This is a genomic window from Kitasatospora sp. NBC_01250 (assembly GCF_036226465.1).
In the GTDB taxonomy this organism is placed as follows: Bacteria; Actinomycetota; Actinomycetes; order Streptomycetales; family Streptomycetaceae; genus Kitasatospora.
This window is the reverse complement of record NZ_CP108476.1, coordinates 1,992,162-2,017,003: the sequence shown is the minus strand read 5'-3', so window position 1 is coordinate 2,017,003 and position 24,842 is coordinate 1,992,162. Positions and strand designations below refer to the sequence as shown.

The following is a 24,842-nucleotide window of genomic DNA, read 5'->3' as shown; positions in this document are numbered from 1 at the left end:
GGTGGACGGAGTGCTCGTCCCCCGAGGTTTCCGTCCACCGCTCCTTTGACCGACCCACCCACGACATCCAGACGACGCGCACCGGGGCAGGAGCAGGATCATGGCAACGCAGTTCACCGGCGCCCGCGAGCACCGGCGACCGGTCGCCGACCGCATCCAGTGGCTGCAGCGCACGCGGAGCGGCTCCAGCCGCGAGCAGCGCCACCCGGCCGTCGCGCTGGCGATCGCGCTGCCCTGTGCGATCGCGCTGATGATGCTCTTCGGCGGGTGGGAGCAGATGGTCACCCAGACCAGGGCGGTGGCCCAACTGATCGGGCGCTGATCCCAGGGGACAGGGATCGGACGCCGGCCGGCGGTGCGCCTTCGCGGGGACACGCGGACGGGCGACAAGCGAAGGAGCGCGCCGGCCAACCAACGAGTGCCGTGGCCGGACGTCGGTGAGGGCGTCGGGCCACGGCACTCGTCCGTGCGTAGCCGGTCGGGTACGGGTGAGGCCGCCCCAACGCCCAAGGGCCGGACCCTCGATGAGGATCCGGCCCTTGAACTCTCCGGTGCGCGATACTGGGATCGAACCAGTGACCCCTACCGTGTCAAGGTAGTGCTCTCCCGCTGAGCTAATCGCGCCGGTCCGCCGACGTTGCCGACAGCGTTCTGGCTGGTGACCACGGTGCGACCGTGATCGGAGGCCCCGAGGGGCCTGCGTGCGCGATACTGGGATCGAACCAGTGACCCCTACCGTGTCAAGGTAGTGCTCTCCCGCTGAGCTAATCGCGCCTGCTCACCGACGTCTCCGACGGTGTTCCGGCTGGTGGCCACGGTGCGAGCCGTGACCTGCGGTCCTGAGGGACCAGGGCCCCGAAGGGCCTGTGTGCGCGATACTGGGATCGAACCAGTGACCCCTACCGTGTCAAGGTAGTGCTCTCCCGCTGAGCTAATCGCGCGGGAAGACCCCCGGCAGGCCGGGGGACCTCTGGAGGTGGAGACGGGATTTGAACCCGTGTAGACGGCTTTGCAGGCCGTTGCCTCGCCTCTCGGCCACTCCACCAGGCAACTTCGGTTGAACCATATCAGGAAGAACGATCATGCTGTCCTTCACCGAGCGGACGACGAGATTCGAACTCGCGACCCTCACCTTGGCAAGGTGATGCTCTACCAACTGAGCCACGTCCGCCTGTCTTCCGGTCACTTCCCCGCTTTTGGCGGCTCCGTTTCCCGGCGACGTGTTGAACTTTAGCGGAAACCTGGGCCAGCTCAAATTCCGTATCCGGAGTGCGCCGCCGAGCACCCTGTGCGCCCCGCCGATCACGGCCCCGCCAGGGGCCCCGGCGTCCCCGCAGGTCAGCCGGTGAACCGGGCTCCCGCACGGGCCGCCGCCTAGACTTCGACCCACCGCGCCCCACCCGCAGGAGAACCGTGTCCAGCGCCAGCCCCGCCCCGCGTCCCGACCAGCCGATCGCCCGTTTCGGCGGCCGGCTCGCCACCGGACTGCTCGACGTCACCGACGATCCCGCCGCACTGGAGAGCACGGGCTGGTGGGCGGTCGCCTACGACTTCGAAGGCCGCCTGACCTGCGCCCGGTTCGCCGAGGTCCACTCCGACCCGACACCCGCCCCGGTCGCCGACCGGTGGCGCGGCCCGCGGTCCGGCGACTGGCACAGCTCGCTCGACCGCGCCGCCTACCTCGCGGGCGTGCAGCGGATCCGCGAACACATCGCGGCCGGCGAGGTCTACCAGGCCAACCTCTGCCGGGTGCTGACCGCGCCGCTGCCCGACCCCGACCCGGCCCACAGCGACATCGACGCCCTGACCGGTCTGCTGGCCCACGGCAACCCCGCGCCCTACGCCGGCACCGTCCGGCTGCCCCGGCACGGCGTGGAGATCGCCACCGCCTCTCCGGAGCTCTACCTGAGCCGCCGTGGCCGCACCGTCGCCTCCGGGCCGATCAAGGGCACCGGCCGCACCGAGCACGACCTGCTGGAGAAGGACCACGCCGAGAACGTGATGATCGTCGATCTGGTCCGCAACGACCTCGGCCAGGCCTGCGCGGCCGGCAGCATCACCGTCCCCGACCTGTGCGTGGTCGAGAAGCACCCCGGCCTGGTCCACCTCGTCTCCACCGTCGAGGGCACGCTGCGGGCCGACGCCGGCTGGCCCGAGCTGCTCGCCGCCACCTTCCCGCCCGGCTCGGTCACCGGCGCACCCAAGTCCAGCGCGCTGCACATCATCGACGCCCTGGAACGCGCCCCCCGCGGTCCCTACTGCGGTGCCGTCGGCTGGGTCGACGCCGACCGCGGCGAGGCCGAACTCGCGGTCGGCATAAGGACGTTCTGGATCGACCGGAGCGATCCCGGCACCCCGCTGCTGCACTTCGGCACCGGCGCCGGCATCACCTGGGGCTCCGACCCCGAGGGCGAATGGGCCGAGACCGAGCTCAAGGCCGCCCGGCTGGTCGCGATAGCGTCGGGCGACCACCCGGAGTAGAGCCCTCCACTCCGGGCTCCCACCCGTGGAGGTAGTGCGATGATCTGGCTCAACGGCGCGCTGATCGAGGAGTCCGCCGCCGAGGTCTCCGTCTTCGACCATGGACTGACCGTCGGCGACGGCGTCTTCGAGACGGTCAAGGCCGTGCACGGACAGACCTTCGCCCTCACCCGCCACCTCGACCGGCTGGCCCGCTCGGCCGCCGGCCTCGGCCTGCCCGCCCCCGACCTCGAAGAGGTCCGCAAGGGCTGCCAGGCCGTGCTCGCCGCCACCCCGATGCCGCTGGGCCGCCTGCGGATCACCTACACCGGGGGAGTGGCCCCGCTCGGCTCCGACCGCGGTGACGCCCCGCCCACCCTGGCCATCGCGCTCGGCGCGGCAACCGCCCGCCCCGACACCACCGCCGTGGCCACCGTCCCGTGGACCCGCAACGAGCACAGCGCGGTGGCCGGCCTGAAGACCACCTCCTACGCCGAGAACGTGGTCGCGCTCGCCCACGCGCACCGCCAGGGCGCCAGCGAGGCCCTCTTCGCCAACACCGCGGGAGCGCTCTGCGAGGGCACCGGATCGAACGTCTTCGTGGTCCTCGGCGGCAGACTGCTCACCCCGCCGGTGGCCGCCGGCTGCCTGGCCGGGGTGACCCGCGCGCTGGTCGTCGACTGGTGCGAGGCCGAGGAGGCGGACCTGCCGTACCAGGTCCTGCGCGAGGCCGAGGAGGTCTTCCTGACCTCCACCCTGCGCGACGTCCAGGCCGTCGCCCGGGTCGACGACCACCAGCTGCCCGCCCCGGGCCCGGTCACCGCCCGCGCGATGGCCGCCTTCGCCGCCCGCGCGGCCGACGACCTGGACCCGTGAGCCGACCGGCGCCAGGGTGGGCCGGATCCCTCGTTACGCGGCCGCCCGCCCAGGGAAGAGAGCAGCCATGACCACCACCCTGCGCCCGGCCGGGCCCGAAACGGCGACCCCGGACGGCGGAGCCGATCGCCGCTGGCTGATCTGCGCCAACGGCCGCCCGGTCGGCACCGTGCGCACCGTAGCCCGCCGCTACGGCTCCTACCGGGTCGGCCGGATCGAGGAGTTGGCGGTCACCGACGGCCCGCGTCGCGGTCGCGGCACGGTCGCCGTGCTCGCCGCCGAGGAGGTGCTGCGGGCCTGGGGGTGTCACCGCGCCGAGGTCTCCGTCCCGGTCGAGGCCCGGCCCGCGCACGCCCTGGCGCTCGCCCTCGGCTACGTCGAGACCAACCTGCACCTGCTCAAGCGGATCGGCCGACCGGCGCCGCTGCGAAGCGGCCTGACGATCCGTCCGATCGGCCCGGCCGAGTACCCCGACTGGCTCGCGGCCACCCAGGCCGAGTTCCAGGCCCAGCTGCGGGGCGCCGGCTTCAGCGCTGACCAGGCCGTGCAGCGCTGCGCCGCCGAACACACCCGCCTGCTGCTCCAGGGCCACGCGACCCCCGGGGTGGCCCTGCGCCGGCTGCTGCTCGACGAGCGGCCGCTCGGCAGCCTCTGGCTCGCGCTGGACAACGGCCGGCTGTCCGACGGCAGCCCGCTGGCCTGGGTGATGACCATCGAGGTGGCCCCCGAAGAACGAGGAAAAGGCTACGGCCGCGAGCTGCTGCTCGCGGCCGAACGTGAATGCCTCGCGGCCGGGGTGCGCGACCTCGGCCTGAATGTCTACGCCGACAACACCGTCGCGCTCGGCCTCTACGCCTCGCTGGGTTACCGGACCGCCGGCCGGGTGCTGACGAAAACGCTGCTGTGAATTCCGTGCTCAGGCTTCCAGCAGGTCGATGATCCGCTCCCGCAGACCCTCCTGGCTCTGTCCGCCGTCCAGCCGCTGCCCGGCCACCAGGTAGGTCGGCGTGCCGGTCACGCCGATCGCCTTGCCCTCGGCCTGGTCGGCGTCCACCACCAGCGTGTGCCGGCCGTCGATCAGCGCCAGCTCGACCTCCTCGGCGTCCAGGCCGACCGCCGCGGCCACCTCCAGCAGCAACTGCTGCCCGCGCTTCTCCAGCTCGTCCACCCGGGCCAGCACGGCCTCGACGAACGGCCACCCCAGCCCCTGCGAGAACGCCTCCTCGGCCGCCTCGGCGGCCGCGTACGCGTGCTTGTGCTTCTCGAGCGGGAAGTGCCGCAACGAGACGGTCAGCGCGTCGCCGTACCGCTCACGCAGCGCGCGGACGTCGTCGAGCGCGGTGCGGCAGTCCGGGCACTGCAGCTCGCACCAGAACTCCAACTGGGGCAGGGAACCATCGGTCATGCGCCCAGTGTTCCACTAGCAGAGACCTGCACCGACCAGGACGGAGAGCCATGCGCACCAGCGACTCGACCCGGCGCCCGAGATCAGGCCCGGCGCGTCCATCGGCGCGCCCCGCCGCTCCGGCCCGCCGCACGACCCGGGCCCGGCCATGCTGACCGGCGCCATCTGTTACGCCCTGACTGTCGCCGGCCTGGCGCTGGCCGCCACCCACGGCCTGCGCCGCCGCTGGCGCACCGCCACCCGCTGGGCGGGCCTGGCGCTGCTGCCGGCCGGCGTCTACCTGACCGGCCTGGTCCCGGTCGGTACCGCGATCGGCCGCGCGGTCGGCCACTGGGCCACCAGGCTGGTCTTCGATCCCCGGGTCTGGACGGGCGTCGGCCTGCTCGGCCTCGCCGTCCTGCTGCTGGTGCTCAGCCGCCTGGGCGCCGCGGGCGGCTCGGGCCGCACCGAGGCCCCGGCCGACGCGGTCGGCCGCGGCGAGTCCCGCTCCCGCGAGGGACGGGCCGCTCCGGCCGCCGCCGCCCCGCCCGCCGTGGACCCGGCCCCCAAGGGCAAGAAGAGCGCTGCCGACGAGCTCGGCGACTTCTCCGACATCGAGGAGATCCTGCGCAAGCGCGGCATCTGAGGCGGCGCGGCGGGTGGCCGCGCCGGGGGCGGGTCAGCCCACGCCGACCGTGACGTCGTCCGCCGCCCCGGCCGAGCGCTGGCGTGCCCGGTAGGCGGCGACGTGCATCCGGTTCCCGCAGGTGCGGCTGTCGCAGTAGCGGCGCGAGCGGTTGCGCGACAGGTCCACGAAGACGCGTGCGCAGTCCGGCGCCTCGCAGCGCCGCAGCCGCTCGCGCTCGCCGGCCATCAGGATCAGGCCCAGCGCCATCCCCAGCTCGGCCGCCAGGTGGTCGGCCAGCGCCGCGTGCGGGGCGAAGTAGTGCATGTGCCAGCCGTGGCCGTCGTGGTCGGTCAGCCGGGGCGTCGCGTTCACGGCCGCCACCAGCGCGTTCACCAGCTCGGCGGCGATCCGGGTGGAGGGTGCGGTGAAGACGTCCCGCAGCTGCCCGCGCAGCCGGTGCACGGCAGCCAGGTCCACCGCCGTGACGGAGTCCACCTCGCTGATGTCGCCGCGCACCACGAAGGCGTCCAAGGCGGCCACATCCGGCAGCTGCTCGGTGCCCGCCACTTCCGGGGCGGTGTTGAGCAGCTCGACCAGAAGGCCCAGGGCGCACTCGGTGTCATGGGTGATCAGCACGTGGGAACTCCTCGCGTGCGCCGGGGGGCGGTCGGTGCCGCCCGCTTCTCAACACCGGCGAACTCTACCGGCCCGTGCCTGCGAGCGTGCCGAAGGCGTCCGGTGCCACGGCGCCCGGCCCGCTGCAGCGGGCCGGGCGCCGTGGCACCGGACGCCTTCAGTGGGGCCGGCGCGCCGCTCACGCGTCAACCCCTTGGACGACCGGCCCCGAGACCGCGAAGCGCGGTTGAATCGGTGGCCGTGCCCCCGAGTAGGACAGCCACCTGAGAGGTCGACGACCGTCGACCGGACGACCGGGGGAGCACCCCCGGCCCTTCAGCTCTCGGCAAGGATGTGCGACAGCTCCCGATCCAGATCGAAGTGGCGATGCTCGGTGCCGGGCGGCACGGCGGCGTCGGTCCGCTTGAGGAAGGACTCAAGCGCCCGGGCCGGTGCTTCCAGCAGGGCTTCCCCCTCGGGGGAAGACAGCGCGATGCAGACGACTCCCTGTCCGTGACTGCGTGACGGCCACACCCGGACGTCTCCGGTCCCGGTGGGTCGGTGCAGCCCCTCCGCGAGCAGGTCGCGGGCGAACACCCACTCCACGGTCTCGTCCGCACCGGTGTGGAAGGTCGCGTGCACGGCATAGGGGTCGGCGGTGTCGTAGCGCAGGCCCGCGGGGACGGGCAGTGAAGACTCGCTCGACACGATGAGGCGCAGGTGCAGCTCGCAGCTGACCGTGGTGTTCATAAGCGCCAGGGCCTTTCGCTCAGTGTGCGCTCGGGGAATCGCACGTCGGCGAACGGACCATCCCACCCCCGGCGGCGATGTAAACCCCTCTGTCCCGATTCGGGGCCCCGCGGTAACCCTTCCGGCGCATTGCGCAATCGCCCGGAAGCGGTGCGGAACCGGGCCGGATGCGGATATCGGGTTCGAGCGGCGAGAGGCGGGGTGAGAGGTCGGGCGGGAGTCCGCGCGGGGCTTCGGCGGGACCTCGGGTGAATCGTGAGGAATGGTGACGGATCGTGACGGAGGGCGACTGTCGGGCTGGTGGGACTTGGTCCGGGGCGGTTCGGGCGGCGATCGACGGTGACGGGGTGGGGGTGGTGCGGAGCACCCCTCGGGATGCGGTAATGTTTTCCCTGCAGCCGGGCGATTAGCTCAGCGGGAGAGCACTTCGTTCACACCGAAGGGGTCACTGGTTCGATCCCAGTATCGCCCACCGGATTGCAAGTAAGGCGTAGGACCCCGGTTATTTATTGACCGGGGTCCTACGCCTTTCTGTTGTTTCGCGGTGGATTGCCGACTCTCCCGGATCCGTCTTGCCGGAGCTGTTCGGAACTGAGGACTCGTCATCAGGCCTTTCCCCGCTGCCTGCTGTCGCCGCGTCGGGTGGCCACCGGTGGGCCGCCGCCCGGACCGAGTTGTACGGCACCCCCCAGGCGGTGCTATTGTTCTTCTCGTTGCCCGGGCGATTAGCTCAGCGGGAGAGCACTTCGTTCACACCGAAGGGGTCACTGGTTCGATCCCAGTATCGCCCACCGGACAACATCGGGCCCCAACTGCCAAGGCAGTTGGGGCCCGATGCATGTTCCGGGTCAGGCAGCGCTCTCGCAGCTGTGCCCGACGCCCGGCAGAGCGCCGCAGACGCAGCGGGCCGGGCGAAGCGGCCAGGACCGGTCCACCTGCTCCGGGGTGCCGGACCGGTCGAACCAGTCCTGCAGGCCCCGCGCTTGGGCCGCGTGCCAGCGGGCCTGGCGCAGGTGCAGCTCGGCCGTGGAGAACTCGCCCAGTGCGGTGCTGTAGCGCCGGCCCACCGCGCGGACCAGCTGCAGGGAGGCCCAGGCGTCGGCGCTCGCGTCGTGTGCGTCGGCGAGCGCTATGCCGTAGTGCGCGCACAGGTCGGTGAGGGTGCGCCGGCCCTTGCGGTAGCGGTCCACGTGCTTGTCCAGCACCCGCGGATCGACCACCAGCAGCTCGGCGTCGGCGAGCACGGCGGCCAGCGAGCTCTGCCGGTGACGGCGCAACTCCCGGTCCAGCAGGGTCAGATCGTAGGGCGCGTTCATCACCACCAGCGGGACGCCGGCCCTGGCCTGCTCGGCCAGCGCCCGGGCGATCTCGGCGGTCACCACGACCGGCGAGCGGCCGTGGGCGCGGACCTGCTCGTCGGTGATGCCGTGCACCGCGCGGGCCCCTTCGGGGATCGGGACCCCCGGGTCGACCAGCCAAGTCAGCCGCTCCACCGGCGCGTCGGGCGCGGCCTGCAGGACCAGGGCGGCGGAGACCACCCGGTCCTGTTCCACGTCCACGCCGGTGGTCTCGGTGTCGAAGGAGGCGAGTGGGCCTTCGTACCAGTGGAGGTTCCGCATCGTGACCACCCCTCAACTCCCCTGACGTGCCCCCGGACCCGGCCTGGTGCACCGTCGAGGACTGACGGTGCACCGGCGCACGGTGCGGTTCCGAGCAGGTGATACCCCGTGGCGCCACCGCTTCAATCCCGCGCGGCCCGGGCGGATGGCACGGCCCCCGGACGGGAGATCGCCGAGCCGCTGCCGACCCGCTGCCGGACCGGCGACCGGGCCGGTGGACGCAGGTGTACGGCGAGCACGGTGGGCTCGGTACCATCGGGGAGCGCAGTACCAGCTGCGTCCCCCATCACAGCCAGCACGTCAGGAGAGACCGGTGACGGACGTCCGGGTAATCATCAACCGCGAACCCGATCGGGAAGAGCGCGTGGTGACCACGGGCACTACCGCCGCCGAGCTGTTCGCCGACGACCGCGGCGTGATCGCGGCCCGGGTCGCGGGTGCCCTGAAGGACCTCGCGTACCAGCTGCAGGACGGCGACGAGGTCGAGCCGGTCGAGCTCACCAGCCCCGACGGCCTGAACATCCTGCGCCACTCCACCGCCCACGTGATGGCGCAGGCCGTGCAGGAGATCTTCCCCGAGGCCAAGCTGGGCATCGGTCCGCCGATCAAGGACGGCTTCTACTACGACTTCGACGTCGAGAAGCCGTTCCATCCCGATGACCTCAAGGCCATCGAGAAGAAGATGCAGGAGATCATCAAGAAGGGCCAGAAGTTCTCCCGCCGCGTGGTCACCGACGAGGCGGCCCGCGAGGAGCTGGCCGGCGAGCCGTACAAGCTGGAGCTGATCGGGCTCAAGGGCTCGGCTGCCACGGCCGGTGAGGGCGCGGACGTCGAGGTGGGCGGCGGCGAGCTGACCATCTACGACAACCTGGACCCGAAGAGCGGCGAGCTGTGCTGGGGCGACCTGTGCCGCGGCCCGCACCTGCCGAGCACCCGGATGATCCCGGCCTTCAAGATCATGCGCTCGGCCGCCGCCTACTGGCGGGGCAGCGAGAAGAACAAGCAGCTGCAGCGCCTCTACGGGACCGCCTGGCCGACCAAGGACGAGCTGAAGGCCCACCTGGACTTCCTGACCGAGGCGGCCAAGCGCGACCACCGCAAGCTCGGCAGCGAGCTGGACCTCTTCTCCATCCCCGAGGAGATCGGCTCGGGCCTCGCGGTCTTCCACCCCAAGGGCGGCGTGATGCGCCGGGCCATGGAGGACTACTCGCGCAAGCGGCACGAGGAGGCGGGCTACGAGTTCGTCTACACCCCGCACGCCACCAAGGGCACGCTGTTCGAGCTCTCCGGTCACCTGGACTGGTACGCCGACGGCATGTACCCCCCCATGCAGCTCGACGGCGAGAACGACTACTACCTCAAGCCGATGAACTGCCCGATGCACAACCTGATCTACCGCTCGCGCGGTCGGTCCTACCGTGAACTGCCGCTGCGGCTCTTCGAGTTCGGCACGGTGTACCGGTACGAGAAGTCGGGCGTGGTGCACGGCCTGACCCGCGCCCGCGGCTTCACCCAGGACGACGCGCACATCTACTGCACCAAGGAGCAGATGGCCGGCGAGCTCGACTCGCTGCTCACCTTCGTGCTGGACCTGCTGCGCGACTACGGCCTGACCGACTTCTACCTGGAGCTCTCCACCCGGGACCCGGAGAAGTCGATCGGCTCGGACGAGGACTGGGAGGAGGCCACCGAGACGCTGCGCGCGGCGGCCGAGAAGCAGAACCTCGAACTGGTCCTCGACCCCGAGGGTGCGGCTTTCTACGGCCCGAAGATCTCGGTCCAGGCGCGGGACGCGATCGGGCGCACCTGGCAGATGTCGACCATCCAGGTCGACTTCCAGCTGCCGAACCGTTTCGAGCTGGAGTTCCAGGGTGCGGACGGCAACCGGCAGCGGCCGGTGATGATCCACCGGGCGCTGTTCGGCAGCATCGAGCGCTTCTTCGCGGTGCTGCTGGAGCACTACGCCGGTGCGATGCCGCCGTGGCTGGCGCCGGTCACCGTGGTCGGCATCCCGATCACCGAGGAGCACGTGCCGTACCTCCAGGAGGTGGCGGCCGAGCTGAAGAAGCGCGGGATCCGGGTCGAGGTGGACGCCTCGGACGAGCGGATGCAGAAGAAGATCAGGACCGCTCAGAAGAGCAAGATTCCGTTCATGCTGATCGCGGGCAACGACGACGTCGAGGCCGGCGCGGTGAGCTTCCGCTACCGCAGCGGCGAGCAGAAGAACGCCGTCCCGGTCGCCGAGGCCGTGGCCGAGATCGTGGACGCGGTGGAGCGCCGGATCCAGGTGTGACCTGAGTGACGGGTGTGGGGCGGACTCCTTGCGAGGAGTCCGCCCCACACTGGTTTGGCGGGGGGTCCGGCCGAATATGCTGATCGACATGACGAGTGAGCCGGAACTGCAGCAGGGTGTCGGGGAGCCGGACGGCTTCCGGCGCCTGTGGACGCCCCATCGGATGGCCTACATCCAGGGTGAGAACAAGCCCACCGGGCCTGCCCCCGATGACGGTTGCCCGTTCTGCTCGATTCCGTCGCTCAGCGACGAGGACGGGCTGATCATCAAGCGCGGGCTGCACGCCTTCGCGGTGCTCAACCTGTACCCCTACAACGGCGGTCACCTGATGCTGGTCCCGTACCGGCACGTGGCCGACTACACGGAGCTGACCGAGGAGGAGACCGTCGAGGTCGCGCTGCTGACCAAGCAGGCGATGACCGCGCTGCGGGCGGCCTCGGGGGCGCACGGCTTCAACATCGGGATGAACCAGGGTGCGGCCGCCGGAGCCGGGATCGCGGCGCACCTGCACCAGCACGTGGTGCCGCGCTGGGGCGGGGACACCAACTTCATGCCGGTGGTGGGGCACACCAAGGTGCTGCCGCAGCTGCTGGCCGACACCCGCAAGATGCTGGCCGACGCCTGGCCGCAGCCGTAGGCGGCGCCGTAAAGCCGCGGGGCCCGGTGCGAACACCGGGCCCCGCAGCGTTTTGGCCTCTGGTCACCAGGCGTCGTAGACGTCCGACTTGAAGGGCCGGACGCCCTGCAGCTCGGAGCGCATGATCAGGCCGCGGTTGGTGAACCGGTCGGTGTTGATGTCGTGGTCGGCGAGGAAATCGATGGTGGCGGCGAGCACCGCGCTGACCACCGGGGTGACGATCCGCATGGAGTCGTCGGCCATGAAGCGGCTGTTCCAGGGCCCGGTGGCCCAGGCGGTGCGCAGGCCGAAGGGCTCCGGGAGCTTCATCGTGCCGCCGAGCCAGGCGAGCAGCCCGGGGGCCCGCAGGAACGGGGCGCGCAGCGCCTGGCGGACCACCTCGTCGTTGTCGATCAGCGGCAGTTGGATGGTCCGTTCCTCCCAGAACTTGCCCGTCTTGGCCTGGGTCATCTCCTTGGGCTTGGGCTTGTCGTGGAAGACGCCGGCCACCGGCCCCAGGGTGTGGCCGTTGACCGAGACCCGCAGGGTGTTGCCGAGCACGGTGACGGTGACCAGCACGCTGACGACCAGTCGGCCCTTGTTGAGGACGAACTGGGTGCCGAGGTAGTGCCGGGGGCCGTCGAGGCCGAAGCCCTGGCGGTTGGCGATGTTGACCACGGCGTGGTCGCGCATCCGCGGGCCGTCCATGTCGGGGCCGCCGGGGCGTCCGATCTCGTCGGCCCCGGCGCCGACCTCCATGATCACCCACTGCTCGACGGAGGAGTGCGGCACGCCGCCGTTGCCGACGTCGCTGCGGCCCAGCCCGTTGAGCCGGTCGGTGATCTTCTTGACCAGGTCCCAGGTGTGGAAGGTGCGGAAGTCCTCGTGGCCCTCGGCCGGCCGCAGGTCCTCCACCAGCTCCCAGGAGCCCCAGCGCTTGCCGAGGCCGAGTATCCCGTTGACGCCCGCGTAGTGCAGGACGTTGGTGTCCTGCTCCAGGGAGAGCTCGGTGAGCTTGACCTTGAGCTGGGCGGCGCGCTCGTCCTGGTCGTGGCGCGGCACGGCCTGTGGCACGACGGCGACCGCGTTGCCGTCGATCACCTCGGTCCACCGGGCCCGCAGCTCCTTGAGGGTGCTCAGGCAGATCCGCTTGGCGAGGAACCAGCCGAGGACCGGGACGAGCATGATCACTCGGAGGTAGAGGCCGAGCGGCCCGCCGACCGGTGGCCGCCAGGCGAGGAGACCGGCCAGCACCAGCAGCACGGTCACCACGATCGGACCGAAGACCCCCTCGCGGCGCGACGGCCCTGCGCGCAGCCAGATCCGCAGCCGGAAGCCGATCAGCCAGAGCAGCGTGCCGGGCAGGAAGAGGACACCGGTGAGCAGCGTCACCAGCATCAGCCTGCGGTCGCGGGTGGCCCGCACCTCCTCGGCGGCGAGGCAGTGCTCGACCACCATCCGGGGCTCGGTGCCGAAGGAGGGCACGATCGGCTTGCGCCCGGCCCCCAGCGTGCGGGCGATCACGGCCTTGCTGTAGGCCTCGCCGAGGTTGGGGCGCAGCAGCTTGAACCGGCCAGGCTTTCCGTTGACGCCCGGCTGGACGGCCTCGACGAAGCCGTCCACCTCGCCGTCGCGGTAGGCGACCGACGCGAGTGCCTGGGTGACCGCGGTCTGCGGTGCGGCATCCGTGCGGGGTATCTGCGCACCCGGGGTCATGTCGAGCTTGCTCATGGCTGCGGCCTCCCCTCCTCCCCTGTCAGCGGCAGGGTATCGCGCCGCCGACCTGTCGCGTCGATGATCGTCTGAAGAGCCGTCACCCGATCGGTGTGGCACGAGTCTTCCCCGTCTGCGGCACTTCGATCCGGATGGTGCAGGATCGGTGTCATGGTTACTGAGGAAGCTCTGATCCGGGCCCCTGATCCGGTGCTGGTCTTCGACGGGGACTGCGCGTTCTGCACCTCCTGCGTCCGGCTGGCCGAGCGGTACCTGCGCCAGACGCTGGCCTCGGGGGGCTGGACGGCCCGGCCGTTCCAGTTCGCCGACCTCGCGGCGCTGGGGGTGAGCAAGGAGCGTGCACAGCGGGAGGTGCTCTGGGTGACGCCCCCGGGGGAGGTCTTCGGCGGGGCGCAGGCGGTGGCGAAGCTGCTGCTGCGGTCGGGGAACGCCTGGGCGTACCTGGGCGCGGTGTTGACGCTGGCGCCGGTGCGGCCGCTCGCGTCGGGCCTCTACCGGGTGGTGGCACGCCATCGGCACCGGCTGCCGGGTGGCACCGCGGCCTGTGCGCTGCCGCGCCGGGCGTAGCGGGTCCGACGGCCTGGATACCATGGGTCACGCCGGGTGGGCTGATCCACTCGGCCGCCCGGTGCTGCCGCAGCTGATGGCCGCCGGTGAACTCCCCGAAGTGAGATCGGAGCGGTCGGGAAGGCCATGCTCAACAAATACGCGCGTGCCTTCTTCACACGTGTCCTGACCCCGTTCGCCGCCCTGCTGCTGCGCTGGGGGGTGAGTCCCGACGCGGTGACGCTGGTCGGTACGGCGGGTTCGGTGGCCGGTGCGCTGGTCTTCTTCCCGCGGGGCGAGTTCTTCTGGGGAACGATCACCATCACCCTGTTCATCTTCTCGGACCTGGTGGACGGGAACATGGCCCGCCAGGCGGGCACCTCCAACAAGTGGGGGGCGTTCCTGGACTCCACGCTGGACCGGGTGGCGGATGCGGCGATCTTCGGCGGCCTGGCGCTCTGGTACGCGGGCAGCGGGAACAACGACCTGCTCTGCGCGATGGCGGTGCTCTGCCTGGCGAGCGGCCAGGTGGTGTCGTACACGAAGGCGCGGGCCGAGAGCCTGGGCCTGCCCTGTGACGTCTCCGGGCTCGTCGAGCGGGCCGAGCGGCTGGTGATCACGCTGGTCGCGGCCGGAGTGGCGGGGCTGCACACCTTCGGGGTGCCGTACGTGGAGTGGCTGCTGCCGGTGGCGCTCTGGGTGGTGGGCGTGGGAAGTCTGGTCACGGTGCTGCAGCGGATGCTGACGGTGCGCCGGGAGGCCTTCGAGGCCGCGGCCCTGGCCGCGCGGGACACCGACGGCGCACGGAAGAGCTGAGGCGGGCGAATGCGCGAGAAGCTGGTCGACTCCGGGTACGCCGCAGGCTGGGCGGTACTGAAGCTGCTGCCCGAGCCGGTGGTGCGGGTGCTGGGCGACCAGCTCGCCGACTTCACCTGGCGGCGGCGCGGGCGCGGGGTGAGCAGGCTGGAGGCGAACCTGGCCCGGGTACGGCCCACCGCCTCGCCGGCCGAGTTGCGCGAGCTCTCCCGGGCCGGGATGCGCTCGTACCTGCGGTACTGGATGGAGTCGTTCCGGCTGCCGACCTGGGACGACCGCAAGATCGCCGACCGGATGCAGGTCGAGGGCATCGAGCACCTGGTGACGGCGATGGAGTCGGGCCGGGGCGCGGTCATAGCGCTGCCGCACATGGCGAACTGGGACCTGGCGGGCGCCTGGGTGGTGCGGCACCTGGGATTCAACTTCACCACGGTGGCCGAGCGGCTCAAGCCGGAGTCGCTCTTCGACCGGTTCGTGGCCTACCGCGAGGGCCTGGGCATGGAGGTGCTGGCGCTGACCGGCAGCGACGTCTCGGTGATCGGCACGCTGGCCCGGCGGCTGCGCGCGGGCAAGCTGGTCTGCCTGGTGGGGGACCGGGACCTGTCGGCCGCCGGCCTGCCGGTGGAGTTCTTCGGTGAGACGACCCGGATGCCCGCGGGGCCGGCGGCGCTGGCCCAGCGGACCGGTGCGGCGCTGCTGCCGGTGACCCTCTGGTACGACGGGCCGGTGATGCGGGCCCGGATCCATCCGCCGATCGAGGCGCCGGAGGGGCCGGACCGGCAGGTGGCCAAGGCGGCGATGACGCAGGCGATGGCCGACCTGTGGGCGGCGGGGATCGCCGAGCACCCGCAGGACTGGCACATGCTGCAGCGGTTCTGGGTGGCGGATCTGCCGTCCGAGGGGGCTGCGCGGCCACAGGACGCGCAGCAGGAGCAGGGGACGTCGGCCGAGCCGACGACGCATGCCTAGTCGCGGGGGAGCGCCCATGAAGATCGGTATCGTCTGCCCGTACGACTGGGACGTCCCGGGCGGGGTGCAGTTCCACATCCGGGACCTGGCCGAGCAGCTGATCGCCCTGGGCCACAAGGTCTCTGTGCTGACCCCGGCCGAGGACGAGTCGGCGCTGCCGTCGTACGTGGTCTCGGCCGGGCGGGCGGTGGCCGTGCCCTACAACGGGTCGGTGGCGCGGCTCAGTTTCGGGATCCTGTCGGCCACCCGGGTGCGGCGCTGGCTGCGCGACGGGGAGTTCGACATCCTGCACGTGCACGAGCCGACCGCGCCGAGCCTGTCGATACTGGCCGCCTGGGCGGCCACCGGGCCGATGGTGGCCACCTTCCACACCGCCAACCCGCGCTCGCGGGTGATGGTGGCGGCCTCGCCGATCCTGCAGCCGGCGCTGGAGAAGATCAGCGGCCGGATCGCGGTGAGCGAGTACGCCCGCCGAACCCTGGTCGAGCACCTGGGCGGCGACGCGGTGGTGATCCCCAACGGCGTGGACGTCTCCTTCTTCGCCGAGGCGGGGCGGGACGAGCGCTGGACGGGCGCGACGATCGGCTTCGTCGGGCGGATGAACGAGCCGCGCAAGGGACTGCCGACCCTGCTCGCCGCGCTCCCGGCGATCCTGGCCGCCCACCCCGAGGTGCGCCTGCTGGTGGCGGGCAAGGGCGACGAGGCGGAGGCCGCGGCCGGCCTCGCGCCCGAGGTCCGGGCCCGGGTGGAGTTCCTGGGCATGATCAGCGACGTGGAGAAGGCGCGGCTGCTGCGCAGCGTCGACCTGTACGTGGCGCCCAACACCGGCGGGGAGAGCTTCGGGATCATCCTGGTGGAGGCGATGGCGGCGGGGGCGGCGGTGCTGGCCAGCGACCTGGACGCGTTCGCCCAGGTGCTGGACGGCGGTCGGGCCGGCGAGCTGTTCCCGGTGGAGGACGCCGAGGCGCTGGCGGCGACCGCGGTGCGGCTGCTGGACGATCCGGCGCGGCTGGCCGAGCTGCGGGCGGCCGCGACCGAGCACGTGCGGCGCTTCGACTGGTCGACGGTCGGCGCGGACATCCTCTCGGTGTACGAGACGGTGACCGACGGGATGGGCAGTGCGCCCAAGGTGCGCGAGGACGAACGCAGCGGCTGGCGCGAGCGGCTGGGGCTGACGCGGGACTAGGGCATGGGAGCGGGACCGGTAGGGGGCGGGCCGGGGGCGCCGTCCGGGGCCGGTAGCGTTACGCCTCGTGACTACCTGGATCTGGGCCGCGGTGGCCGTGGTGCTCTTCGCGGCCTACCTGAGCTGGACCGCGGGCCGGCTGGACCGGCTGCACGCGCGGATCGACGCCGCCCGCGCGGCGCTGGACGCCCAACTGCTGCGCCGCGCCTCGGTGGCGCAGGAGCTGGCCACGTCCTCGCTGCTCGACCCGGCCACCTCGATCGTGCTCTACGAGGCCTCGCACGCCGCGCGGCAGGCCGACGAGGAGCACCGGGAGGTGGCGGAGAGCGAGCTGAGCCAGGCGCTGCGCGCGGTCTTCGCCGAGCCCGAGCAACTGGCCGAGCTGCGGGCCGCGCCCGGCGGCGAGGAGGCGGTGCGCGATCTGACCTCGGCGGTGCGCCGGGTACCGATGGCCCGCCGGTTCCACAACGACGCGGTGCGCGCGGCGCGCGCGGTGCGCACGCACCGGCTCGTGCGGTACTTCCGCCTGGCCGGCCGGGCGCCGTTCCCGCTCGCCTTCGAAATGGACGACGAGCCTCCGGCGGCCCTGGTACCGCAGGGGACGGTGGCCTAGACCGGGGCTCGGCGGGGCACCGTACCCTGGCCGCGGGCTGCTCGGAAACGGACTGATTGTCGTATCGATTTGGTGTGCCTGGACTCGGTGGCGCATCGATCACGTACCCGAACGGCCTACCATAGGGCGATAGCACACCGGTTCGTCTTCGAGTGAGGTCTCACGTGTCCACCAGCACTCCCGCTTCCGCCGACCAGCCGCAGATCGGTACCGCCCGGGTCAAGCGCGGCATGGCCGAGCAGCTCAAGGGCGGTGTGATCATGGACGTGGTCAACGCCGAGCAGGCCAAGATCGCCGAGGATGCCGGTGCCGTCGCCGTCATGGCCCTGGAGCGGGTCCCGGCCGACATCCGCAAGGACGGCGGCGTGGCCCGGATGTCCGACCCGGACATGATCGACGGCATCATCAACGCGGTCTCCATCCCGGTCATGGCCAAGTCCCGCATCGGCCACTTCGTCGAGGCCCAGGTCCTGCAGGCGCTCGGTGTCGACTACATCGACGAGTCCGAGGTCCTCACCCCGGCCGACGAGGTCAACCACTCCGACAAGTGGGCCTTCACCACCCCCTTCGTCTGTGGCGCCACCAACCTCGGTGAGGCGCTGCGCCGCATCGCCGAGGGCGCGGCCATGATCCGCTCCAAGGGCGAGGCCGGCACCGGCAACGTCGTCGAGGCCGTGCGCCACATGCGCCAGATCAACGCCGACATCCGCCGCCTGACCACCCTGGACGAGAACGAGCTCTACGTCGCGGCCAAGAACCTGCAGGCCCCGTACGAGCTGGTCAAGGAGGTCGCGCAGCTCGGCAAGCTCCCCGTCGTGCTGTTCTCCGCCGGTGGTGTGGCCACCCCGGCCGACGCCGCGCTGATGATGCAGCTGGGCGCCGAGGGCGTCTTCGTCGGCTCCGGCATCTTCAAGTCCGGCGACCCGGCCAAGCGCGCCGCCGCCGTGGTGAAGGCCACCACCTTCTACGACGACCCGAAGGTGATCGCGGACGTCTCCCGCGGCCTGGGCGAGGCCATGGTCGGCATCAATTGCGACACCCTGCCCGAGACCGAGCGCTACGCCAACCGCGGCTGGTAGTCAGCCCGCGCCTGTCGGCCCGCCGCGCACCCCTGGGGTCGCGGCGGGCCGCTCCGTGCGGATGTGGCCGCACCGAACCGCAGTACCGACGTGAAGAGGAATTCCACCGTGTCGAGCAGCACTCCCGTCATCGGCGTCCTGGCCCTGCAGGGCGATGTCCGTGAGCACCTGATCGCGCTCGCCGAGGCGGACGCCCTGGCCCGTCCGGTCCGCCGGGCCGAGGAGCTGGCCGAGGTCGACGCCCTGGTGATACCCGGCGGCGAGTCCACCACGATGTCCAACCTGGCGCTGGCCTTCGGCCTGATGGAGCCGCTGCGCGCCCGGGTGGCGGCGGGGATGCCGGTCTACGGCTCCTGCGCGGGCATGATCATGCTGGCCGAGAAGATCCTGGACGGGCGCGAGGACCAGCAGAGCGTGGGCGGCATCGACATGACGGTGCGCCGCAACGCCTTCGGCCGGCAGAACGAGTCCTTCGAGTCCGCGGTCTCCTTCGCGCACCTGGAGGGCGAGCCGGTGCACGGCGTCTTCATCCGGGCCCCGTGGGTGGAGTCGGTGGGCGCCGGTGTCGAGGTGCTGGCCGAGCTGCCGGCGGCCGACGGCGCCGAGAGCCGGATCGTGGCGGTGCGCCAGGGCAACCTGCTGGCCACCTCCTTCCACCCCGAGCTGACGGGGGACCACCGGGTGCACGCGTTCTTCGTGCGGATGGCCGAGCAGGCGCTGGAAGCGGCGCGGGTCTGACCGGTGACCGGTGCGCCGGTTCGACACCGGTAAGATCTCCCCTGTTTCATTTCCCTTTGGCGACGTAAAGGAGCTGGTGATGTCCGGCCACTCTAAGTGGGCTACCACCAAGCACAAGAAGGCCGTGATCGACGCCAAGCGCGGCAAGCTCTTCGCCAAGATGATCAAGAACATCGAGGTGGCGGCGCGCACCGGCGGCGGTGACCCGGCCGGCAACCCGACGCTCTACGACGCCATCCAGAAGGCCAAGAAGAGCTCGGTCCCGATCGACAACATCAACCGCGCGGTCAAGCGCGGTTCGGGTGCCGAGGCCGGCGGGGCCGACTACTCGACGATCATGTACGAGGGCTACGGCCCCAACGGCGTCGCGGTGCTGATCGAGTGCCTCACCGACAACCGCAACCGCGCCGCCTCCGACGTGCGCGTGGCGATGACCCGCAACGGCGGTTCGATGGCCGACCCGGGCTCGGTGTCGTACCTGTTCAACCGCAAGGGCGTGGTGATCGTCCCGAAGAGCGACGGCGTGGACGAGGACAAGGTCCTGGACATCGTCCTCGAGGCCGGCGCCGAGGAGGTCAACGACCTCGGCGACACCTTCGAGGTGATCTCCGAGGCGACCGACATGGTCGCGGTGCGCACCGCGCTCGTCGACGCCGGTCTCGACTACGACTCGGCCGACGCCAACTTCGTGCCCAGCATGCAGGTCGAGCTGGACGTGGACGGCGCCCGCAAGATCTTCAAGCTGATCGACGCGCTGGAGGACAGCGACGACGTGCAGAACGTCTTCGCCAACTTCGACATCTCCGACGAGGTGGGTGCGCAGCTCGACGCCGAGTGAGCTGAGGGCTCGTCAGCGTGACGTCCACCGGCCCGGCGGTCCTACAGGGACCGCCGGGCCGGTGTCATTGGCGGCGCTGTCGCAGCGGGCGGCTATGGTCTGACCTGGTTGGACCGATGCTGATCCGGTCGGACCGACTCTGGGCCGGCAGGACTGACGGAGGGTGGGAGCGTGCGGGTGCTGGGCGTGGACCCTGGGCTGACCAGGTGCGGCGTCGGCGTGGTCGACGGCGCGCCGGGCCGGCCGCTGCGGATGGTCGGGGTCGGCGTGGTGCGCACCCCGGCCGAGGAGGAGGTCCCGCGCCGGCTGCTGGCGATCGAGGAGGGGCTGGAGAGCTGGCTCGACGCCCACCGGCCCGACATCGTGGCCATCGAGCGGGTCTTCGCCCAGCACAACGTGCGCACCGTGATGGGCACCGCGCAGGCCAGCGCGGTCGCCATGCTCTGCGCCGCCCGGCGCGGCCTGCCGGTGGTGCTGCACACCCCCAGTGAGGTCAAGGCCGCCGTCACCGGCTCGGGCCGGGCCGACAAGGCGCAGGTCACCGCGATGGTGACCAGGCTGCTGCGGCTGGACGCGCCTCCCAAGCCGGCCGACGCCGCGGACGCGCTGGCGCTGTCGATCTGCCACATCTGGCGCGGCGCGGCGAGCGGCAGGATCGCCGCCGCGCTGGCCGCCACAACCACTTCCGCCCGTCAGGTTCCCAAGGAGTACCGCGCGTGATCGCCTTCGTCCAGGGCCCGGTTGCCGCCCTCGCCCCCGGCAGTGCCGTCGTCGAGGTGGGCGGCGTGGGGCTCGCGCTGCAGTGCACCCCGAACACGCTGGCCGCGCTGCGCCTCGGCGAGCCGGCCAGGCTGGCCACCTCGCTGGTGGTCCGGGAGGACTCGCTGACCCTCTACGGCTTCGCGGACGAGGACGAGCGGGCCACCTTCGAGGTGCTGCAGGCCGCCCCCGGGGTCGGACCGCGGCTGGCGCAGGCGATGCTCGGGGTGCACAGCCCCGAGGCGCTGCGGGTCGCGGTGGCCGGCGGGGACGAGCGGGCCCTGATCAAGGTGCCCGGCATCGGCAAGGCCAAGGCGGCCAAGCTGCTGCTGGAGTACAAGGACAAGCTCGGCCACCCGCACGGCACCGTGGTCCCCGCGCAGCAACCGGCCGCCGCCGGCCCCGCGCCGTGGAGCGAGCAGCTGCACGCGGCCCTGGTCGGCCTCGGCTACGCGCCGCGCGAGGCGGACGAGGCGGTGCTCGCGGTCACGCCGGAGGCCGAGGCGCAGCCGCGCACCGACGTCGGTGCGCTGCTCAAGGCCGCGCTGCGCAGCCTGAACCGCACCCGCTGACCGTCCCCTTATCCCCCTGACGACTCGTCACTTTGTCGACTTGGAGCCCGCCCTGATGAGCCCGTACGACTCCGATCCCGAAGGCCGGCTGGTGGCAGCCGCTGCCGACGACGCGGACCAGGCGGTCGAGGCGGCGCTGCGTCCCAAGCTGCTGGACGAGTTCATCGGCCAGGAGCGAGTGCGCGAGCAGCTCTCGCTGGTGCTGCGGGCCGCCCGCAAGCGCGGTGCGGCGCCCGACCACGTGCTGCTCAGTGGCCCGCCCGGGCTCGGCAAGACCACCCTGTCGATGATCATCGCGGCCGAGCTGAACGCGCCGATCCGGATCACCTCGGGCCCGGCCATCCAGCACGCCGGCGACCTGGCCGCGATCCTCTCCTCGCTGACCGAGGGCGAGGTGCTCTTCCTCGACGAGATCCACCGGATGTCGCGGCCCGCCGAGGAGATGCTCTACATGGCGATGGAGGACTTCCGGGTCGACGTGATCGTCGGCAAGGGTCCGGGCGCCACCGCGATCCCGCTGGAGCTGCCGCCCTTCACCCTGGTCGGCGCCACCACCCGGGCCGGACTGCTGCCGCCGCCGCTGCGCGACCGTTTCGGCTTCACCGGGCACATGGAGTTCTACGCGCCCGCCGAGCTGGAGCGGGTGGTGCACCGGTCGGCCGCGCTCCTGGACGTGGAGATCGATCCGGTCGGCGCCGCCGAGATCGCCGGACGCTCCCGGGGCACGCCGCGCATCGCCAACCGGCTGCTGCGCCGGGTGCGCGACTACGCGCAGGTGGAGCACGACGGGCGGATCACCCGGCAGATCGCCGCCAAGGCCCTCGCGGTCTACGAGGTGGACGAGCGTGGTCTGGACCGGTTGGACCGGGCGGTGCTGGACGCGCTGCTGCGGCTGTTCGGCGGCGGCCCGGTGGGCCTGTCCACGCTGGCCGTCGCGGTGGGGGAGGAGTCCGAGACGGTCGAGGAGGTCGCCGAGCCGTTCCTGGTCCGCGAGGGCCTGCTGGCCCGCACCCCGCGCGGGCGGATCGCCACCGCGGCGGCCTGGCAGCACCTGGGCCTGACCCCGCCGCCGCAGTCGCAGTCCGGCCGCTCGGGAGTGCCGGGGCAGCAGAACTTCTTCGCGTCCGAACCGGTCTCCGGACCGGGTGCGCAGGAATCCGCCGAGGACTGACCGTGTCGGGGACTCGCCACCTTCGGCGGCAGGATGCGATGCTTGGCGTTGTCCGATCAGAGCGGGTCTCCTAGACTTCGCCGGACCGTCCCGTCTCACCTGCCGGGTCGACCATCGCCACTGGCCGTTTATCGGATGGCCTGTTTAAGGACCTTGCTGCTGTGCAACTCATCATTCTTCTCCTCCCGATCGCCGCGATCTTCCTGATGTTCCGATCGCAGAAGAAGCGGCAGGCGCAGGCCCAGCAGATGCAGTCGGCCATGGAGCCGGGCTCGGCGGTGCGCACCATCGGCGGCATGTACGCGCAGGTCAAGTCGATCAACGACAGCACCGTGGAGCTGGAGATCGCTCCCGGCGTGGTGGCCCACTTCGCCAAGAGCGCGATCGCCGCGGTGATCGACCCGCAGGAGTACGACGAGATCATCAACGGCCGTCCCGAGGAGGACGAGTCCGTCGAGCTCGCCGATGACGAGTCCGTCGAGGAGATCGACGCCATCGAGGCCGACTCCCTCGAGGACGCGCGCGAGCAGGAGAGCATCAGCCTGGCGAAGGCCGACGGCGACAAGCCCGCAGCCAAGTAGCACGGACGGTCTGCAGCACTTTCACGGTTGTCCGCGGTCAGCGCCGCCTCCTGCCTCAGTGCGGGCTGGCGGCGCTGGGCCAGCGGCATGGGACAGGGAGAAACGAGCAAGGTGGCAGCACCCAAGTCGCGTCCGCGCGACGGTTATCCAGGAAGGGCGCTGGCCCTGATCCTGGTGGTCACCGTCGGACTGGTCGCCCTCATGTTCGGGACAGGCCACAAGACGCCTCGCCTCGGGATCGATCTCGCCGGTGGCACCAGCATCACGCTGACCGCCTCCTCGCAGGACAAGGCCGCGATCAACCAGTCCAACATGGACATCGCGGTCGGGATCATCCAGAAGCGCGTCAACGCTTTCGGTGTCTCCGAGGCCGAGGTTCAGACCCAGGGCAACGACAACATCATCGTTGACATCCCCAAGGGCACGAACAGCGCGCAGGCTGCCAAGCAGGTCGGTACCACGGCCAAGCTGTACTTCCGCCCGGTGCTGGCCGAAGCGCCCACCGGTGTGACCCTGCCCCCCGCCAGCCCGAGCGCGCAGCCGAGCGCCAGCGGTTCGGCCAGCCCGTCGGCCGGTGCCTCCGCCTCCGCCAGCGGTTCGACCGCTGCCAGCGCCAGCGCCGGTTCGCCCAGCGCCGGTGCGGGCACGCCCAGCGCCTCCGCCAGCGCCAGCAAGGCCGGCAAGGCGCTCTCCGAGGGCCTGCTGGCCGCCGACCCGAGCGGTACGCCGAGCGCCGGCGCCTCCGGTGCCGCCACGCCGCCCAGCGGCGCCGCGGCCTCCGGCAGCCCCTCCGCCCCTGCCTCCGCGCTCCCGCCCGTGCCGACCGCCCCGGCCGACATCTCGGCCGCGCTGACCTCGGGCACCGTGCCGCCGGACCTGGCGCAGCAGTTCACCGCGCTGGACTGCTCGAACCCGACCCAGCGGATCGACTACCAGCAGGCCGACCCGACCAAGAACACCGTCGCGTGCTCCTACGACAAGGAGAAGCTCGCCACCGGTGGCAACGGCTGGTACAAGTTCGCGCTCGGCCCGGTCCAGGTCAAGGGCCAGGACGTCACCAAGGCCACGGCCGGCTTCGACACCCAGCAGGCCGCCGGCTGGCAGGTGCAGCTCTCCTTCAACGACGCCGGCTCCAAGGCGTTCGCCTCCACCACCGGTGCCCTGGCCGCCCAGCAGTCGCCGGCCAACCAGTTCGCCATCGTGCTGGACGGCCAGGTCGTCTCGCACCCCATGGTCAGCCAGTCGATCACCGGCGGCAACGCGGTGATCAACGGCAGCTTCAGCCAGGACGACGCCACCAGCCTGGCCAACGTGCTGAGCTTCGGCGCGCTGCCGCTGAGCTTCAACCAGAGCGACGTCACCACCGTCAGCCCGCAGTTGGGCGGTGACCAGCTGCACGCCGGTCTGCTGGCCGGTGCGATCGGCCTGGCGCTGGTCGTCCTCTACTCGCTGATCTACTACCGCGGCCTGGGCCTGGTCTCGATCGCCGGTCTGGTGGTCTCCTCGATCCTGACCTACACGATCATGTGCCTGCTCGGTGCCAGCATCGGCTTCGCGCTGAACCTGCCGGCCGTCTGCGGTGCGATCGTGGCGATCGGTATCACCGCCGACTCCTTCATCGTGTACTTCGAGCGCATCCGCGACGAGGTCCGTGAGGGTGCCCAGCTGCGTCCGGCCGTGCAGCGCGCCTGGCCGCGGGCCCGGCGCACCATCCTGGTCTCCGACTTCGTGTCGCTGCTCTGTGCCGCGGTGCTGTACATCTGCTCGGTCGGCAAGGTCCAGGGCTTCGCGTTCACGCTGGGTCTGACCACGGTGCTCGACGTCGTGGTGATCTTCCTCTTCACCAAGCCGATGATCACGCTGCTGGCCCGCCGCAAGTTCTTCGCCAGCGGCCACCCGTGGTCCGGCCTGGACCCGAAGCGTCTGGGCGCCCGCCCGCCGGTGCGCGGCGGCCGCCGTCGCCCCGCCACCTCCGCCGCCGTCAAGGAGGCCTGACGTC

General features: G+C 71.6%; 25 protein-coding genes and 7 tRNA genes. 22 read left to right on the top strand and 10 right to left on the bottom strand.

From position 1 onward, the window contains the following. Positions 1–100 precede the first annotated feature (100 nt). Positions 101–322, top strand: a complete 222-nt coding sequence (locus OG500_RS08160; protein WP_327065740.1) for a hypothetical protein — start codon at positions 101–103, stop codon at positions 320–322. A 230-nt stretch (positions 323–552) separates the two neighbouring features. On the opposite strand, the gene OG500_RS08155 is transcribed toward OG500_RS08160, so the two are convergent. From OG500_RS08155 to OG500_RS08135, 5 genes are all read right to left on the bottom strand, one after another. Further along, positions 553–624 (bottom strand) — tRNA-Val (locus OG500_RS08155). Between the two features lie 78 nt (positions 625–702). Beyond that, a tRNA-Val gene (locus OG500_RS08150) sits at positions 703–774 on the bottom strand. Between the two features lie 95 nt (positions 775–869). Next, positions 870–941: transfer RNA gene (locus OG500_RS08145), tRNA-Val, on the bottom strand. A 30-nt stretch (positions 942–971) separates the two neighbouring features. Continuing rightward, a tRNA-Cys gene (locus OG500_RS08140) sits at positions 972–1,045 on the bottom strand. Positions 1,046–1,098: 53 nt separating this feature from the next. Further along, positions 1,099–1,171 (bottom strand) — tRNA-Gly (locus tag OG500_RS08135). A 242-nt stretch (positions 1,172–1,413) separates the two neighbouring features. On the opposite strand from OG500_RS08135, the gene OG500_RS08130 reads away from it, so the two are divergent. The 3 genes from OG500_RS08130 to OG500_RS08120 all read left to right on the top strand — a co-directional run bounded on the left by OG500_RS08130 (position 1,414) and on the right by OG500_RS08120 (position 4,243). Continuing rightward, complete coding sequence (locus OG500_RS08130; RefSeq protein ID WP_327065739.1) at positions 1,414–2,481, top strand: chorismate-binding protein; 1,068 nt, start codon at positions 1,414–1,416, stop codon at positions 2,479–2,481. Positions 2,482–2,520: 39 nt separating this feature from the next. Beyond that, positions 2,521–3,336: an aminotransferase class IV gene (locus OG500_RS08125; protein WP_329578134.1), complete on the top strand. Its 816-nt coding sequence runs from the start codon at positions 2,521–2,523 to the stop codon at positions 3,334–3,336. Between the two features lie 67 nt (positions 3,337–3,403). Continuing rightward, a complete protein-coding gene (locus OG500_RS08120) occupies positions 3,404–4,243 on the top strand; it encodes a GNAT family N-acetyltransferase (protein ID WP_329578131.1) in 840 nt (279 codons plus the stop codon). Positions 4,244–4,252: 9 nt separating this feature from the next. On the opposite strand, the gene OG500_RS08115 is transcribed toward OG500_RS08120, so the two are convergent. Beyond that, entirely contained in the window at positions 4,253–4,741 is a 489-nt protein-coding gene (locus tag OG500_RS08115) for a DsbA family protein (RefSeq protein WP_327065736.1), read from the bottom strand. Between the two features lie 148 nt (positions 4,742–4,889). Here OG500_RS08115 and OG500_RS08110 point away from each other — a divergent pair, with 148 nt between their 5' ends. Next, positions 4,890–5,366 (top strand): hypothetical protein, encoded by a 477-nt coding sequence (locus tag OG500_RS08110; protein ID WP_327065735.1) that lies wholly within the window; start codon positions 4,890–4,892, stop codon positions 5,364–5,366. A gap of 33 nt (positions 5,367–5,399) precedes the next feature. Here OG500_RS08110 and OG500_RS08105 read toward each other — a convergent pair whose 3' ends face one another. Both OG500_RS08105 and OG500_RS08100 read right to left on the bottom strand, forming a co-directional pair. Continuing rightward, positions 5,400–5,984, bottom strand: coding sequence for a CGNR zinc finger domain-containing protein (locus OG500_RS08105; RefSeq protein WP_327065734.1), 585 nt, complete (start codon positions 5,982–5,984; stop codon positions 5,400–5,402). A gap of 315 nt (positions 5,985–6,299) precedes the next feature. Continuing rightward, positions 6,300–6,713, bottom strand: coding sequence for an SsgA family sporulation/cell division regulator (locus OG500_RS08100; protein ID WP_030056266.1), 414 nt, complete (start codon positions 6,711–6,713; stop codon positions 6,300–6,302). Between the two features lie 400 nt (positions 6,714–7,113). Here OG500_RS08100 and OG500_RS08095 point away from each other — a divergent pair. Both OG500_RS08095 and OG500_RS08090 read left to right on the top strand, forming a co-directional pair. Beyond that, positions 7,114–7,185, top strand: a tRNA-Val gene (locus tag OG500_RS08095). Positions 7,186–7,432: 247 nt separating this feature from the next. Then, positions 7,433–7,504, top strand: a tRNA-Val gene (locus OG500_RS08090). A 57-nt stretch (positions 7,505–7,561) separates the two neighbouring features. On the opposite strand, the gene OG500_RS08085 is transcribed toward OG500_RS08090, so the two are convergent. After that, positions 7,562–8,332, bottom strand: coding sequence for an exonuclease domain-containing protein (locus OG500_RS08085; RefSeq protein ID WP_327065733.1), 771 nt, complete (start codon positions 8,330–8,332; stop codon positions 7,562–7,564). Positions 8,333–8,645: 313 nt separating this feature from the next. Here OG500_RS08085 and thrS point away from each other — a divergent pair, with 313 nt between their 5' ends. After that, the gene (gene thrS, locus OG500_RS08080) at positions 8,646–10,625 is read left to right on the top strand and encodes a threonine--tRNA ligase (RefSeq protein ID WP_327065732.1); all 1,980 of its coding nucleotides are present in this window, start codon (positions 8,646–8,648) and stop codon (positions 10,623–10,625) included. 76 nt (positions 10,626–10,701) lie between these two features. Then, positions 10,702–11,262: an HIT family protein gene (locus OG500_RS08075; RefSeq protein WP_327065731.1), complete on the top strand. Its 561-nt coding sequence runs from the start codon at positions 10,702–10,704 to the stop codon at positions 11,260–11,262. Between the two features lie 63 nt (positions 11,263–11,325). Here the strand turns inward: OG500_RS08075 and OG500_RS08070 are convergent, their stop codons facing one another. Continuing rightward, entirely contained in the window at positions 11,326–12,972 is a 1,647-nt protein-coding gene (locus OG500_RS08070) for a hypothetical protein (RefSeq protein WP_327065730.1), read from the bottom strand. A gap of 153 nt (positions 12,973–13,125) precedes the next feature. Here OG500_RS08070 and OG500_RS08065 point away from each other — a divergent pair, with 153 nt between their 5' ends. The 13 genes from OG500_RS08065 to secD all read left to right on the top strand — a co-directional run bounded on the left by OG500_RS08065 (position 13,126) and on the right by secD (position 24,838). Continuing rightward, complete coding sequence (locus tag OG500_RS08065) at positions 13,126–13,542, top strand: thiol-disulfide oxidoreductase DCC family protein (RefSeq protein ID WP_327065729.1); 417 nt, start codon at positions 13,126–13,128, stop codon at positions 13,540–13,542. A gap of 126 nt (positions 13,543–13,668) precedes the next feature. Beyond that, a complete protein-coding gene (gene pgsA, locus OG500_RS08060) occupies positions 13,669–14,337 on the top strand; it encodes a phosphatidylinositol phosphate synthase (RefSeq protein ID WP_329578121.1) in 669 nt (222 codons plus the stop codon). Between the two features lie 9 nt (positions 14,338–14,346). Beyond that, positions 14,347–15,306 (top strand): phosphatidylinositol mannoside acyltransferase, encoded by a 960-nt coding sequence (locus OG500_RS08055; RefSeq protein ID WP_327065727.1) that lies wholly within the window; start codon positions 14,347–14,349, stop codon positions 15,304–15,306. A gap of 16 nt (positions 15,307–15,322) precedes the next feature. Beyond that, positions 15,323–16,492, top strand: coding sequence for a glycosyltransferase family 4 protein (locus tag OG500_RS08050; RefSeq protein WP_327065726.1), 1,170 nt, complete (start codon positions 15,323–15,325; stop codon positions 16,490–16,492). A 67-nt stretch (positions 16,493–16,559) separates the two neighbouring features. Next, on the top strand, positions 16,560–17,105 hold the full coding sequence (locus OG500_RS08045; protein ID WP_327065724.1) for a hypothetical protein: 546 nt from the start codon (positions 16,560–16,562) through the stop codon (positions 17,103–17,105). A gap of 164 nt (positions 17,106–17,269) precedes the next feature. Further along, positions 17,270–18,184 carry a pyridoxal 5'-phosphate synthase lyase subunit PdxS gene (gene pdxS, locus OG500_RS08040; RefSeq protein ID WP_327065723.1) on the top strand — a complete coding sequence of 305 codons (915 nt, stop codon included), beginning with the start codon at positions 17,270–17,272 and terminating at the stop codon, positions 18,182–18,184. Positions 18,185–18,292: 108 nt separating this feature from the next. Continuing rightward, a complete protein-coding gene (gene pdxT / locus OG500_RS08035) occupies positions 18,293–18,922 on the top strand; it encodes a pyridoxal 5'-phosphate synthase glutaminase subunit PdxT (RefSeq protein ID WP_327065722.1) in 630 nt (209 codons plus the stop codon). 79 nt (positions 18,923–19,001) lie between these two features. Continuing rightward, positions 19,002–19,760: a YebC/PmpR family DNA-binding transcriptional regulator gene (locus OG500_RS08030; RefSeq protein ID WP_327065721.1), complete on the top strand. Its 759-nt coding sequence runs from the start codon at positions 19,002–19,004 to the stop codon at positions 19,758–19,760. A 171-nt stretch (positions 19,761–19,931) separates the two neighbouring features. Further along, positions 19,932–20,480 (top strand): crossover junction endodeoxyribonuclease RuvC, encoded by a 549-nt coding sequence (gene ruvC, locus OG500_RS08025; RefSeq protein ID WP_327065720.1) that lies wholly within the window; start codon positions 19,932–19,934, stop codon positions 20,478–20,480. Continuing rightward, on the top strand, positions 20,477–21,091 hold the full coding sequence (ruvA, locus tag OG500_RS08020; RefSeq protein WP_329578114.1) for a Holliday junction branch migration protein RuvA: 615 nt from the start codon (positions 20,477–20,479) through the stop codon (positions 21,089–21,091). Before ruvC ends, ruvA begins: the two co-directional genes overlap by 4 nt. 55 nt (positions 21,092–21,146) lie before the next feature. After that, positions 21,147–22,262, top strand: coding sequence for a Holliday junction branch migration DNA helicase RuvB (gene ruvB / locus OG500_RS08015; RefSeq protein ID WP_327065718.1), 1,116 nt, complete (start codon positions 21,147–21,149; stop codon positions 22,260–22,262). A 161-nt stretch (positions 22,263–22,423) separates the two neighbouring features. Beyond that, the gene (gene yajC / locus OG500_RS08010; RefSeq protein ID WP_327065717.1) at positions 22,424–22,843 is read left to right on the top strand and encodes a preprotein translocase subunit YajC; all 420 of its coding nucleotides are present in this window, start codon (positions 22,424–22,426) and stop codon (positions 22,841–22,843) included. A 111-nt stretch (positions 22,844–22,954) separates the two neighbouring features. Beyond that, positions 22,955–24,838, top strand: a complete 1,884-nt coding sequence (gene secD, locus OG500_RS08005) for a protein translocase subunit SecD (protein WP_442907014.1) — start codon at positions 22,955–22,957, stop codon at positions 24,836–24,838. The last annotated feature ends 4 nt before the right edge of the window (positions 24,839–24,842 follow it).